The following is a 13,515-nucleotide window of genomic DNA, read 5'->3' on the forward strand; positions in this document are numbered from 1 at the left end:
CCGGGCCTTCCGACGGACGTCGCCGCCACTGCCTAAAAAAGGCCTCAGCGCAAGAGTTGTCTCGCGCCCGGCGCTCACCCACCATGGCTCACCCGTAGTTTCCGGTCCTGTATGGACGACGCTTCCGCACCCCTGCAGGACTATCTCCGCGCCGGCATCGTCGCGGCCGACCTGCCCGACCTGCATCCGCTCCTGTCCGCCCGCGACCTCCTGCGCGCCTTCTCGACCCTGTTCCACGGTGGCGAGGAGAGCGTGATGGTGCGCCTGCTGGTGCTGCGCGCCATCGGCGAGCGCGGCGCCGCGCCGGACTGGAGCCCGCAGGAGTTGCGCGACCACTTCGCCTACCTGGACCCGGTGAAGTTCGACACCGTGCTGGGCCGCCTGCGCGAGAACGACCTGCTGCGCTGGGACAACGACACGCAGCGGTATCGCATCAGCCCGGTCGGCAGACAGGCGCTGTCGTCGATCGGCCTGCTGCTGCAGTTCAACCGCGAGGGCGACGAGCTGGCCTACGTCACCGCGCAACTCGCCGCCGGCCAGGCCGTGGGGCGCGTGCGCGGCGACGACCTGCAGCACCTGCTGTCGCGCCTCAACGAATACCGCGAGGATTTCGACCAGGCCGTGCTCAGCGGCTCCGAGCACCGCATCCAGCGCGCCGCCGGCACGCTGCAGCAGGTGTGGCAGTGGGTCGAGAAGGGCACGGCGATCGTCAAGGAGATCGCCGCCGACGAGGAACTCGACGCCGCCACGCACCGCGTCGCGCAGCAGATCGGCCGCGCGCAGAGTTCGATGCTGCGGCAGGCGTCGGTGTTCCAGCGTGCGCTGAACCAGCTCGACCGCCATCGCGTGCATATCGGCGCGAGCGGTCTGTCGTCCACCGACGTCAACCGGTTCCTGCGCGGCATGGACACCGACGCGCTCGCCGCGCTGGCGGACGATGCGCTCGCGCGCGTGGTCGCGCCGGCCTTCATGCTGGCGCCCATCGCATTGGACATCGCCGAATACGAACTGGTCGAACGCGAGCGCGAGGCGCAGGAAGACGCGTCGCTGCCGCCCGCGCAGGACGCGCCCGACGACACGCAGGCACCGGTGGCCGAGAACGACTACGCGCACGCCGAGCAATGGCTGTCGCAGCTGGCCTCGCTCGAACGCGATGCCGACACGGCGCTGTCCGACTGGGTGCCGCAGGACGGCTTCGCGGTCAGCGCGTACCGGTTGTCGCTGCTGGGCTTGATCGGCGACCCCGGCGCGGAAAACCGCAACGGCGTCAGCGCATCGATCGCCCAGCTGCCGCTGCGCTGGAAGGTCGGCACGCAGTTCGAGCAGGTCAACCGCGCGGGCGTGGCGTACATGAGCCGGGCGTGGCTGACGGGGAAGGCGGAGGGTGCGGACGTCGAAGCCATCGTGACGAGCGACGGAGCCGAGGCGACCGACGTCGAAAACGAGCACTCTCCCGAAGCCCACGACGCGGCCGCCCCCTCTGCGTCATCCCCGCGAAGGCGGGGATCCAGCGACTTGAGGCCTGCAAGCTCGCCGAAGGCGAAGACACTGGATTCCCGCGTTCGCGGGAATGACGAGCCGAAGCAGAAACCAAAGCGGAAGAAAAAATCCGCCGCAACAACGGAAACCCCATGAGCGATCCCACCGCCACCCTCATCGCCCGCCTGCTCGCCGAGCGCTGGCTGCCGCGCGACGACCACGCGGTGCGCCAGGTCCTGGTCGACGCCGAACTGCGCGATGAACTCGATCGCCGCCTCGCCGGTGCCGGCCTGCGGCTGCTCGAACATCCCTTCGCCGCGCACGTCGCCGTCGGCGTGGCGCGCGCACAGGAAAACGACGTCTTCGGCAGTGCGCGCGCGTGGGCCGCGAGCAACCTGCAACTCGACCGCGACGCGCTCGCGCTGCTGGTCGTGCTGTGGTCGCTGCTGGTGCTGCCCAAGCGCCAGCGCCAGATCGCGCGGCAGGAAAGCGAACGCCAGCAGGACCAGGAGCAGATGTTCGCCGAACTCAAACCGGTGCCCGTCGGGCAGGACATGGTCGAACCGATCAACGAACGCACGCTCGTGGCCGACTTCGGCGACAAGCTCGGCGGCAAGTTCCGCATCAATCTTTCACTCGGCGCATTGCAGCGACACGGCTTCATCGTGCGCCGCAAGGAACGCATTGCCGAAGGCCCGCTGCTGGATCTCGCCTTCGATTACGAACGCATCGCCAGCCGCGTGATGAATGGCGCGCTGTCGTTTGTCGTCGAACAGGCCCGCGCGACGCAGGCGGCCAACGCCGACAGTCTCGACGACGATGCGTACGACGCACCGCTCGACGACGACCTCCACGAAAGCAGCGACACCACTGAAGAGGCGCAGGCCGATGTTTGAGTTCCGCAGCCTGGAAGTCGTGCACTGGGATTACTGGCAGCGTTTCCAGCTGCCGCTCGATGCCTCGGTCATCACCGTGGTCGGCCCGAACGGTTCGGGCAAGACGACGCTGCTCGACGCGCTGCGCACGCTGCTCGCCATCGAGGATCGCGAAACCGCGCGCGACTACAAGACCTACCTGCGCCACAACGGCAAGGGCCAGGCGTGGCTGCGCGCGGTGGTGAGCAATCGTCCGGATCGCCGCGGCGGTCGTCCGTTCTTCCCGATCAAGGACGAGACCGTCACGCTCGCATGCCGCATCCGCAAGCGCGGCGGCGACTGGTCGCGCGATTACCAGATCCTCGCCGGCGACGTGCCGGTCGAACAGATCGAAACCGGCGGCGAATGGCTCGGCGTGCGCGACTACCGCGTGCGGCTTGCCGGCGCCGGACTCACGCGCGCGATCTGCCGCGTGCTCACGCTGGAGCAGGGCGCCACCGACAAGCTCTGCCAGCTTTCGCCGCGCGAACTGCTGCAGCTGGTGTTCGACGTGTTCGAGGACAAGGCGGTGCTGGACGACTACCAGCGCGCCAAGAGCGAACAGCTCGACGTCGAGAAGGAAATCGAACAACTGCGCCACGGCCTGGGCGAGCTGCATTTCAAGCTCGAGTCGGCGCGCGTGGACGTGCGTTCGTTCGAGGAAGGCCAGGCGCTGCGCAACCAGCGCCAGCGACTGCAGGCCGAAATCGCGCCGAAGATCGAGCTGGCCGACCTGCGCGCCACGCTGGAAGGCGCACGTCCGCGCCTGACCGGCCTGCGCCGCGCGCTGCGCGAACGCGAACGCGTGTTCGACAACCTCCGCACGCGTGAAGCCAACGCCGTCGGTCAACGTGACGAACTGCGCGCGGCGATCGAACGCGCCCGCGCCGACGTGCGTGCCTGCGAAACCGAATTCACCGCCGCGCGCGATCACGCGCGCGATGCCGAGATGCTGGTGCGCCGTCGCGACGAACTCGCGCGCGTGCAGGCGCAGCGCGGCGCGGTGGACGTCGAAGCGCTCAGCCGTCGCGTGGAAGAAGGCCGCCGCCGTCAGGCCGAACTGAAGCTGGAAGCCGAACGCGATCGCCAGCGCACCGGCGAAATCGCCGCGCAGGTCGCGGCGCTCAGCGGTGGCGGACGCATCGTCGAGCCGTTCGAGCGCGATTTCCGCACCGCGCTCGACAACGCGGGCATCGAACACCGCGTGCTCACCGAACTGGTCGACATTGTCGATCCGAAGTGGTCGGTCGCGGTGGAAGCCGTGCTGGCGCCGTATCGCCACCTCATCGTGCTGGAGAATCCGCGCGACGAAGGTGCGGCGTGGAAGCTGGGCGAGAAGATGCAGTATCGCCACTTCGTGGTGTCCACGCGCACGCCGGTGGAGAAGGCGACGAAGGGCTCGCTGCTGGAAGTGGTGAAGTTCTCCGCCGAGCCGCCGTCGTGGCTGCCCAAGCAACTGGACAAGATCCAGCGCGTGGAGGACATCGAGGACGGCCGTCGCCTGCCGAAGGGGCAGGACTGGATCACGCTGAAGGGCTACCTGCGCGAACATCGCGGCGGTCGCCACATCGGCGGCGGCGCACCGCATTTCGGCAGCGGCGCGCGGCAGGCGCGACTGGACGAACTGCGCGCCGAGCAGATCGACATCCAGCAGCGTGCGCATGCGCGCGAGGACGAACTGAGCGAGCTGGGCAAGCGCGTCGATGCAGAGCAGGCGCGACTGCTCGGCCTCGACGCCGGTCAGGAACTGGTCACGCGTGCAGCGGAATTCGCCGACGCCGCCGAACGACTTCCCGCGATGGCCGAAGCCGCGCAGCAGGCGGCGGTGGCGCTGTCGGAGGCGCGTTCCCGCCTTGATGGGCTTGAAGCGGAAGACAAGGCCGAAAGCATCGCCGATGCCACACGCGCGGGCGAGATCCGTTCGCTCGACAACGAAGTGCGCGAGCGCGCGCAGCAGATCGCGCAGGAACGCCAGCAGCTGGTGCAGCGCATCGTCGAGTTCCGCCGCAAGCGCGCGCTGATGCCGCACGCGTGGCGCAGCGCCGACGCCTTGCGCCAGGCGCGCGAGGAATACGAAAGCGCGGGCGCCGTGCGGCGCGAGCTGGAACGCATCGACGAGCGCCTGCAGCGCGGCGGGTACATCGAGGACGAAGGCTGCATCGCGCTGCGCGACAAGTTCGCCGCCGACCACGACGGGCTGGAATCGACCATCGGCAAGCGCGAGGCGCACCTGCATCGCGCGCGCCGTATCACCGAGGAAGCGCGCGGCGCGTACATCAACGTGTTGCGCGCCACGGTGCGCCGTTACAAGAAGAACCTCGCGGCGCTGGGCGAACTCGCCGGCATCGGCGTCGATGTCGAAATGCCCGAGCTGGTGAACGAGGATGTCGCGCTCGCGCAGGCGGGGCTCACGGTGAAGTTCGACTTCGACCGCAAGGGCTGGATCGGGCTGGACGACGGCGAAGCGTCGGGCGGCCAGCAGGTAATGAAGTCGCTGCTGCTGCTCGTCGGGCTGCTGCGCGACGAGGACCAGCCGGGCGGCTTCGTCTTCATCGACGAACCGTTCGCGCACCTGGACGTGTTCAACATCGAAAAGGTCGGCCGCTTCCTGCGTTCGACCGACGCGCAGTACATCCTGACCACGCCGATCACGCACAACCTCAACGTGTTCGAGCCGTCCGACCTGGTGCTGGCGACGAGCAAGCGTCGCGGCGGCAATGCATGGGCGGAACCCGTCGCGGTGCTCAAGCGCGACCGTCGCGACGACGCGCAGGCGGCGTGAGGCGACGCGCGTGACGAACGGCCGTCAGCAGATCCAGCACACGACGTACCGCAACCTTGCGGTCGTCGTGAAGCGCTGGCCCGGCGCACCAGCGGAGTTCTTCACCGCCGAAGCGACGGGCCTGGCGACGCTGGCCGGCGCAGGTGCGATGCGCGTGCCTCGCGTGCTCGCGCTGGAACCGGAACGGCTGGTGCTGGAAGACCTCGGCGAAGGTACGCCGAAGGAAAAGTTCTGGACGCTCGCCGGCGAAGGCCTCGCCGCGCAGCACGCGTTGCGCAATGCGCGGTTCGGTTTCAAGCGCGATGGCTTCTGCGGCCCGACGCCGCAGGCCAATCCGTGGACGGACGATGGGTGGACGTTCTTCGCCGAGCACCGTCTGCGTCCGCAGGCGCGTCGCGCTCTGGAGGGCGGGCATCTCACTGCCGAAGGCATGGACGCGGTCGAACGTGTGTGCTCGCGACTTCGTGAGCTGATTCCCCAGCAGCCGGCATCGTTGCTGCACGGCGATCTATGGCTCGGCAACCTGCATTGCTGCGCCGACGGCACGCCAGCGTTGATCGACGCGGGCGCGGTGCACTTCGGCTGGGCCGAGTCGGAGCTGGCGATGCTCACGCTGTTCGGTTCGCCGCCGGATGCGTTCTGGCGTGCGTACGACGCTGCTGCGAAACCTGCGCCAGATTGGCGTGAGCGCGCGCCGGTCTACAACCTGTACCACCTGCTCAACCACCTGAATCTGTTTGGTGGGAGCTATCTGGGTGGTGTGCGGGATGTGTTGCAGCGGTTCGGGTGATCTTCGCTGCGCGGCAGCTGCCGGCAGTATTCAGTCACACGGACACCGTCATCCCGGCGAAAGCCGTGACCCAGGCCCTAACAGCCGGGCACTCCGGCAGCGGTAAGCCACATCATCGTCATCCCGGCGAAAGCCGGGACCCAGGCCCTTAACATCCGGGCACTCGGGCAGCGGTGAACCACATCACCGTGATCCCGGCGAAAGCCGGGATCCAGGCCCGTAACGCGCGGGTACTTCGACGGCGGTGAACCACATCACCGTCATGGTGGTCCCGGACGTGGAGTGCGGCTGTTGTGGCCCGGGTGAGCGAAGCGCACCCGGGGCAACGTCGCGGTGAGGTCTGATCCAAGTGCGCTGCTCACTTGTGCGGTAGGGAGCGACGTCAGCGTCACGACATCGCGCGCCCCGACCCTCACGTAAACCCCTCAGCTCTGGACTCCCTTCAGTCGCCGAGGGCAGAGGGGTAACGCTTCACCAACCCGCGAGCACCAGCTTCCCGATTGTCGTTCCCGACTCCAGCCGATGATGCGCCTCGCGCAGGTTTTCGGCGTTGATCGGCGAGAGCGTGTCGCGATGCGTGCCACGCAGTTCGCCTGCGTCGATCAGCTCGGCGACGCGCGCGAGGATGCGGCCCTGTTCGTCCATGTCCGGCGTCTGGTAGCGCGGGCGGCCGAACATCATTTCCCAATGGATGCCAATGCACTTGAACTTGTACGGGTCGCCCAGGCGCACCGGTTCCTTCGGTTCGACGATCAGGCCGACGTGGCCCTGCGGCGCGAGGATCTCGCCGAGCTCTTCCCAGTACCGATTGGTGTCGTAGAGATTCAGCGCGGCATCGACGGTTTCGAAACCCAACGCCTTCAGCTGCGGGTGCAGCGGCTTGCGATGGTCGATGACGTGCTGCGCGCCGAGTTCGCGACACCACGCGATGGTGTCTTCGCGCGACGCGGTGGCGATGACGGTGAAACCCGCGCGACGTGCGAGCTGGATCGCGATCGAACCCACGCCGCCCGCGCCGGCGATGATCAGCAGCGACTTGCCCTTGCCGCCGTGCTCGGAATCGAACGGCATGCGCTGGAACAGCAGTTCCCACGCGGTGAGCGCGGTGAGCGGCAAGGCCGCGGCCTGCGCCGCATCGAGCGTCTTGGGTGCGATCGCGACGATGCGCGAATCCACCAGCTGCAGCTGCGCGTTGCTGCCCGGCCGCGTGATGTCTCCGGCGTAGTACACGCGATCGCCGGGCTTGAAGCCGGTGACCTTGTCGCCGACGGCTTCGACGACACCGGCCGCGTCATAACCGAGCACCTTCGGGTGGGCTTCGACTTGCGGCTTGGGCGAACGCACCTTTGTGTCGACGGGATTCACCGACACCGCTTCGACGCGCACGAGCAGATCGAAGCCGGTGGGCGCGGCGGGATCGGGAAGTTCGACGTCGACGAGCGACTGCGGATCGTCGATGGGGAGATAGCGGGTGAGGGCGACGGCTTTCATGGGGTTTCCTGAGGGACAGAAAGAAGTGGGCGCATCACACCGGCGACGGATTGCGCTCGAACGTGCGCTGGTGCCAGTACGGATAGGCCGGCGTTATGGCGCTGGCTTCGTCGAGCACGGCCACCTGTTCGGGTGTGAGGTTCCAGCCCACCGCGCCGAGGTTCTGCTTCAGCTGCTCCTCGTTGCGCGCGCCGATCACGATCGTCGACACGGTCGGACGCTGCAGCAGCCAGTTGAGCGCGATCTGCGGCACGGTCTTGCCCGTCTCCTCCGCAATCCTGTCGAGCGCATCGACGACGCGATACAGGCGCTCCTCGTCCACCGGCGGACCGAAGTCCGAGCTGCCCGGCAGTCGGCTCACTTCCGGGCGCGGCTGGCCGCGACGGATCTTGCCGGTGAGGCGGCCCCAGCCGAGCGGGCTCCAGATCACGCCGCCGACGCCCTGGTCGAGGCCGAGCGGCATCTGCTCCCACTCGTAATCGCGTCCGATCAGCGAGTAGTACGCCTGGTTGGCGACGTAGCGCGTCCAGCCGTAACGGTCGGCGACGGCGAGCGATTTCATCAGGTGCCAGCCGGAGAAGTTCGACACGCCGAGATAGCGGATCTTGCCCGCGCGCACGAGATCGTCGAGCGTGCGCAGCGTTTCCTCCACCGGCGTCTTCGCATCGAAGCCGTGCAGCTGGAACAGGTCGATGTAGTCGGTGCCCAGGCGCTTGAGCTGCGCGTCGATCGTGCGCAGCAGGTGGAAGCGCGACGACCCGACGCCGTTGGGATCGTTCTCGTCGAAGCGGAACGTCGCTTTGGTCGAGATCAGCACCTTGTCGCGGCGGCCCTTGATCGCTTCGCCGAGGATGCTTTCGGCCATGCCGCCGGAGTACACGTCGGCGCTGTCGAACAGGTTGAGGCCGGCATCCAAGCAGATGTCGATCAGCCGCGAGGCCTCGGCGACATCAGTATTGCCCCACGAACCGAACAGCTGCCCCTTGCCGCCGAACGTGCCGGTGCCGAAGCTCAGTGCGGGAACGCGAAGGCCGGAATTGCCGAGGTAACGGGTTTCCATCGATGGATCCTCTTGTTTTTTCATGTCCCTCTTCCGCATGGGAGAGGGTGGAAAGGGCGAGGGCCAGCCGCGTGATCGTCGAGCCTGACAGGCGAGGCGCTTACGCGGCGTGCACTCGTTGTTTCAGTCCATGCGAGCGGTGGGCGTCACGCCGCTTCCGCCGCGCAGTCGCGGGGAAGGTCGTCGACGCGCGCGGCGCGCCGCTCGATCCGCACGCTCCACAGTGCGACGAGCAGTCCGGCCACGGTCACCAGCGAGGCGACCCACGTGATCGTGGCAAGGCCCGGGCCATGTTCGATCACGGTGCCGCCGAGCCACGCGCCGATCGCATTGCCGAGGTTGAACGCGGCGATGTTGAAGCTCGACGCCAGGTTCTGGCCCGCGCCTTCGGCGAAACCGAGCACGCGCAATTGCAACGGCGACACGGTGGCGAACGCGGCGACGCCGAGCAGGCCGACGAAGGCGACCATCAGCACCGGGCTGTGGAGCACGAAGCTCATCAGCGCCAGCACCGCGGCGAGCGCGAACAGCGTGCCGAGCAGCGCGGGCGTCGCCCGGCGATCAGCGAGGCGCCCGCCGAGCAGGTTGCCCGCGACCATGCCACCGCCGAACACCAGCAGGATCGGCGACACGGCCGCATCGGAAAAACCGGTGAGCTTCGTCAGCAACGGCTGCACGTAGGTGATCACGACGAACACGCCGGCGAAGCCGAGCATCGTCATAAGCAGGCCGAGCAACACCTGCGGACGCGCGATCGTCGCCAGTTCCTCGCGCAGCGGTGCGGGTTCGCTCGTGTCCCGGCTACGCGGCACCAGCAGCGCGATCACGGCGAGCGAGACGAGGCCGACGAGGCTCATCGCCCAGAACGTCGAGCGCCAGCCGAAATGCAACCCGAGCCACGCGCCGGCGGGCATGCCGAGCAGCGTCGCGAGCGTCAGGCCGGAGAACATGATCGAAATGGCGGACGCCTTGCGTTCGGCCGGCACCAGACCCGTCGCGACGACCGCACCGACGCCGAAGAACGTGCCGTGCGTGAGCGAGGTGACCACGCGGGCGATCATCAGCGTCGTGTAGTCCGGCGCGAGCGCGCAGGCGAGGTTGCCGACGGTGTAGATGCCCATCAGCGCGAGCAGCACGGCCTTGCGCGGCATGCGGCGCGTCAGCAGCGTCAGGATCGGCGCGCCGGCGAACACGCCCAGCGCGTAGCCCGACACGAGCATGCCGGCGGCGGCGATCGACACATGGAGGTCCGCGGCGACCTGCAGCAGCAGGCCCATGATCACGAACTCGGCGCAGCCGATGCCGAACGAGCCGGCCGTCAGCGCGTACAGCGCCAGCGGCAGGCGGCCAGCCGGGGCGGCGGAGGAAGCGGGAAGGGGAGTAGCGGCCAAGGCGGCAGGTCCGGGAGGAAAGGACGGCAGGCTAGGCGCTTGCATCTTCTGCGAGAACCGGCAGGATGACTAATCAGTTTCAACCGATCGTTGATAATCGACGAAGGAGCCCGCCGTGGACCGCATCGGCGACATCGCCCTGTTCCTGCGCGTGCTCGATCTGGGCTCGATCAGCGCCGCCGCCCGCAGCCTGGACCTGTCGGTCGCCGTGGCCAGCCAGCGCCTGAAGCGGCTGGAGCGCGACCTCGGCGTGCGCCTGCTGCACCGGACCACGCGGCGCCTTCATGCCACGCCCGAAGGCGCGGCGCTGGCCGAGCAGGGCCGCCCGCTGGTCGAGGACCTGGAGGCGCTCACCGGCGGCCTGCGCCAGGCCGGCGTGGACGTCAGCGGCACCTTGCGCGTCACCGCGTCGGCGTCCTTCGGTCGGCAGTACCTGTCGCCGCTGCTGCCCGAGTTCCTCGCGCTGCATCGGCGCGTGAAGCTCAGCATCCACCTCACCGACCAGATGGTCGACCTGGTGAGTTCCGGGTTCGACCTGGCGATCCGCATCGGCGCGCTCGACGATTCCACGCTCGTCGCGCGCAAGCTCGCGGTGAACCATCGCGTGCTGTGCGCGTCGCCCGAGTACCTGCGCAGGCACGGCACGCCGCGCACGCCGCAGGAGCTGGCCGATCACGAATGCGTGCTGCTCGTCGGCAGCCAGGGGCGGCAGGACGTGTGGCGTTTCGGCGATGGCGCGGGCGGCGAGATCGTCGTGCGCGTGCGCGGACGCATGGAAACCAACTACGGCGAGATCGTGCGCGATGCCGTCGTCGCGGGCATGGGCATCGCGATCCACTCGAGCTGGCACGTCGTGCGCGATCTGCGCGAAGGCCGTCTGGTGCAGGTGCTGGCGGACTATCCAATCGTGGACAGCGGCATCTACGCGGTCATGCCGCAGCGGCGACTCGTGCCGCCGCGTGTGAGGGCATTCGTGGATTTCCTGGCGGGGAAGTTCGTGGATCCGCCTTGGGGTGAGTAGGCGCTTGCGAGGCATTGCCTCGCGCGCCTGCTAGCCCACCTGCCATGGATGGCCGGGCCGGGGTCTCAGCATTCTGCAACGTTGCGCGATGGATGGCCGCGATGCAGGCGTTCGCCAAGCCACGCAAGAGGGCCGCCTGAGCAGCCACGCTCACTCAAACGCAAACGCATCCAGCGCGAGCGATCCGAACTCATGCGAACGATGCAGCGTCCGCACGCCCGCATCCTCGCCACCCGCGCCGAGCGCGACGAACAGCGGCATCAGGTGCTCCACCGTCGGATGCGCGCGTCGTGCGTGCGGCGCCTGCGACTGCCAGTCGATCAATGCATCGACATCGCGCGCTTCGAGCTTCGCGCGCATCCACTGCGCGAACTCGTCCGCCCACGGCGTGAGCGGCGCATCGGCGTGGCGCCAGTCCAGTTCGCCCAGGTTGTGCACGAAACCACCGGAACCGATCACGAGCACGCCTTCGTCGCGCAGCGGTGCGAGCGCGCGTCCAAGCGCGACGTGTTGCGCGGCATCGCCATGCGGCATCACCGACAGCGGCACCACCGGAATATCGGCCTGCGGGTACATGCGTCGCAGCGGCACCCACACGCCATGGTCGAGTCCGTGGTTCTCGCGAACACGCGCGGGAAGTCCGGCATCGGCCAGGCGCTGGGCGATCGATGCCGCAAGATCGGGCGCGCCGGGTGCCGGATAGCGCAGTTCGTACAGCTCGGGCGGGAAACCGCCGAAGTCGTGCACGGTGTCCGGCCGGACTGCAGCGCCGACCATCGGCTGGGCCGTCGTGAAATGCGCCGAGGCCACGACGATCGCCTTTGGCCATGGCAACGACGTGCCGAGGCCGTCGAGGAAGCGGCCGGCGGGCGAATCCTGCACGGCGAGCATCGGCGAACCGTGGGAGAGGAACAGGCTGGGCAGGCGAATGGAAGCGTCCATACCCACAACTTGAGCCCGATCCAGCCGATTTCCAAGCACGCGCGGCGGCCCGGTCCGTTTCGCGCACGGACTGTTCACGGCGGGCGCGCGCGGAGTGGACGACGATGGGCGCCTTCGTCGTGGTCGTCGCATGGAGCCGCGCATGAGCCTCGCCCAAGTCCGTTCCGCCGTCCGTCCGCCGCCTGACGAGGCGATGACGCAAGTGGCCGATTACGTGGTGCGATCCGACGTGGGTTCGCGCGAGGCCTACGAGACCGCGCGCTTCATGCTGCTCGATTCGCTCGCGTGCGCCGCGCTGGCGATGGATCACGAGCAATGCGTCAACCATCTCGGGCCGCTCGTGCCCGGCGCGGAACTTCGCGACGGCGCGCGCGTGCCGTACACCGCGTTCGAACTCGATCCCGCGCAGGCCGCCTACAACATCGGCACGCAGATCCGCTGGCTGGATTTCAACGACACCTGGCTCGCCGCCGAATGGGGCCATCCGTCCGACAACCTCGGCGCGATCCTCGCCGTCGCCGATTACCTCGGCCAGCAGGCGATCGCGCAGGGCAGGGCGCCGATGACGGTGCGCGACGTGCTCGGCTGGGCGATCAAGGCGCACGAGATCCAGGGCTGCTACGCGCTGAAGAATGCGTTCAACCGCGTCGGGCTCGACCATGTGATCCTCGTGCGGCTGGCGTCCACCGCCGTGGCGACGGCGATGTTGGGCGGCAGTCGCGACCAGATCGTCACCGCGATCTCGCAGAGCTGGATCGACAACGGCGCGCTGCGCACGTACCGGCATGCGCCCAACACCGGGCCGCGCAAGAGCTGGGCCGCCGGCGACGCGTGTCGGCGCGCGGTAATCCATGCGCTCAATGCGATGAAGGGCGTCGTCGGTTATCCGAGTGCGCTCACCGCGCCCACGTGGGGGTTCTACGACGTCGCCTTCGGCGGAAAGCCCTTCGAGTTCGAACGCGACTTCGGCAGCTACGTCATGGAGAACGTGCTGTTCAAGATCAGCTATCCCGCCGAATTCCATGCGCAGACCGCGGTGGAATGCGCGATGCAGCTGCATCCGCTGGTCGCCCCGAGGATCGGGCGCGACGGGGGCGAATCGGTCGAGCGGATCGTCATCGAAACCCAGCAGGCCGCGCTTCGCATCATCGACAAGACCGGGCCGCTGGCGAACTACGCCGACCGCGACCACTGCATCCAGTACATGGTGGCCGTGCCGCTGCTGTTTGGCCGTTTGACCGCGCAGGACTACACCGACGCCGTGGCCGCCGATCCGCGCATCGACCTGCTGCGCGGGCGCACCGTGGTGATGGAAAACCCCCGGTTTACCCAGGAGTACTTCGATCCCGACAAACGGTATATCGGCAATAGCGTCCAGGTGCATTTCAAGGACGGCGCATCGACACCGAAGGTTTCGATCGACTATCCGATCGGCCATCGCCGTCGACGCGACGAGGGGATGGCTGTCCTGATGAAGAAGTTCGAAAGCGCGATCGCGTCGAAACTCCCTGAAATACAAGCGCGAACGTTGATGACGCTGGCTTCCTCGCCGGGCGGATTCGACGCGATGCCGATCACGCAGTTCATGTCGTTGTTCAAGAAGTGAACCATCGCGTAGCGCAAAAAATGCGTGCGGGAACTTGTG

At 68.0% G+C, this 13,515-nt stretch carries 10 protein-coding genes; 6 read left to right on the forward strand and 4 right to left on the reverse strand.

The features are described from left to right. Positions 1-111: 111 nt before the first annotated feature. From ABIE51_RS06055 to ABIE51_RS06070, 4 genes are read left to right on the forward strand one after another with little or no spacing between them, the layout of a single operon-like run. Positions 112-1,635, forward strand: a complete 1,524-nt coding sequence (locus ABIE51_RS06055) for a hypothetical protein (RefSeq protein WP_192630050.1) — start codon at positions 112-114, stop codon at positions 1,633-1,635. Then, a complete protein-coding gene (locus tag ABIE51_RS06060) occupies positions 1,632-2,375 on the forward strand; it encodes a hypothetical protein (RefSeq protein WP_192630051.1) in 744 nt (247 codons plus the stop codon). The genes ABIE51_RS06055 and ABIE51_RS06060 overlap by 4 nt, the downstream gene beginning before the upstream one ends. Further along, on the forward strand, positions 2,368-5,175 hold the full coding sequence (locus ABIE51_RS06065) for an AAA family ATPase (protein WP_192630052.1): 2,808 nt from the start codon (positions 2,368-2,370) through the stop codon (positions 5,173-5,175). Before ABIE51_RS06060 ends, ABIE51_RS06065 begins: the two co-directional genes overlap by 8 nt. A 10-nt stretch (positions 5,176-5,185) precedes the next feature. Continuing rightward, positions 5,186-5,965, forward strand: a complete 780-nt coding sequence (locus ABIE51_RS06070) for a fructosamine kinase family protein (protein WP_354503642.1) — start codon at positions 5,186-5,188, stop codon at positions 5,963-5,965. Between the two features lie 471 nt (positions 5,966-6,436). On the opposite strand, the gene ABIE51_RS06075 is transcribed toward ABIE51_RS06070, so the two are convergent. The 3 genes from ABIE51_RS06075 to ABIE51_RS06085 form a co-directional block, all read right to left on the reverse strand. Further along, complete coding sequence (locus ABIE51_RS06075; RefSeq protein ID WP_192630054.1) at positions 6,437-7,456, reverse strand: zinc-binding alcohol dehydrogenase family protein; 1,020 nt, start codon at positions 7,454-7,456, stop codon at positions 6,437-6,439. A gap of 34 nt (positions 7,457-7,490) precedes the next feature. Then, positions 7,491-8,516 (reverse strand): aldo/keto reductase, encoded by a 1,026-nt coding sequence (locus ABIE51_RS06080; protein WP_192631611.1) that lies wholly within the window; start codon positions 8,514-8,516, stop codon positions 7,491-7,493. A gap of 146 nt (positions 8,517-8,662) precedes the next feature. Beyond that, complete coding sequence (locus ABIE51_RS06085; protein ID WP_354503645.1) at positions 8,663-9,907, reverse strand: MFS transporter; 1,245 nt, start codon at positions 9,905-9,907, stop codon at positions 8,663-8,665. A 115-nt stretch (positions 9,908-10,022) separates the two neighbouring features. Between ABIE51_RS06085 and ABIE51_RS06090 the strand changes: the two genes are divergently transcribed. After that, the gene (locus tag ABIE51_RS06090) at positions 10,023-10,928 is read left to right on the forward strand and encodes a LysR family transcriptional regulator (protein WP_192630056.1); all 906 of its coding nucleotides are present in this window, start codon (positions 10,023-10,025) and stop codon (positions 10,926-10,928) included. Positions 10,929-11,078: 150 nt separating this feature from the next. On the opposite strand, the gene ABIE51_RS06095 is transcribed toward ABIE51_RS06090, so the two are convergent. Continuing rightward, entirely contained in the window at positions 11,079-11,870 is a 792-nt protein-coding gene (locus ABIE51_RS06095) for a DODA-type extradiol aromatic ring-opening family dioxygenase (RefSeq protein WP_354503647.1), read from the reverse strand. A gap of 142 nt (positions 11,871-12,012) precedes the next feature. On the opposite strand from ABIE51_RS06095, the gene ABIE51_RS06100 reads away from it, so the two are divergent. After that, complete coding sequence (locus ABIE51_RS06100) at positions 12,013-13,476, forward strand: bifunctional 2-methylcitrate dehydratase/aconitate hydratase (protein WP_192630057.1); 1,464 nt, start codon at positions 12,013-12,015, stop codon at positions 13,474-13,476. The last annotated feature ends 39 nt before the right edge of the window (positions 13,477-13,515 follow it).

The sequence above is a fragment of the Lysobacter sp. OAE881 genome (genome assembly GCF_040546665.1).
Lineage (GTDB): Bacteria > Pseudomonadota > Gammaproteobacteria > Xanthomonadales > Xanthomonadaceae > Lysobacter_J > Lysobacter_J soli.

Bases quoted from the DNA above. Each gene is read 5' to 3' on its own strand.
- ABIE51_RS06055 (WP_192630050.1), top strand. From the start codon at position 112: ATGGACGACGCTTCCGCACCCCTGCAGGACTATCTCCGCGCCGGCATC.
- ABIE51_RS06060 (WP_192630051.1), top strand. From the start codon at position 1,632: ATGAGCGATCCCACCGCCACCCTCATCGCCCGCCTGCTCGCCGAGCGC.
- ABIE51_RS06065 (WP_192630052.1), top strand. From the start codon at position 2,368: ATGTTTGAGTTCCGCAGCCTGGAAGTCGTGCACTGGGATTACTGGCAG.
- ABIE51_RS06075 (WP_192630054.1), bottom strand. From the start codon at position 7,456: ATGAAAGCCGTCGCCCTCACCCGCTATCTCCCCATCGACGATCCGCAG.
- ABIE51_RS06080 (WP_192631611.1), bottom strand. From the start codon at position 8,516: ATGGAAACCCGTTACCTCGGCAATTCCGGCCTTCGCGTTCCCGCACTG.
- ABIE51_RS06095 (WP_354503647.1), bottom strand. From the start codon at position 11,870: ATGGACGCTTCCATTCGCCTGCCCAGCCTGTTCCTCTCCCACGGTTCG.
- ABIE51_RS06100 (WP_192630057.1), top strand. From the start codon at position 12,013: ATGAGCCTCGCCCAAGTCCGTTCCGCCGTCCGTCCGCCGCCTGACGAG.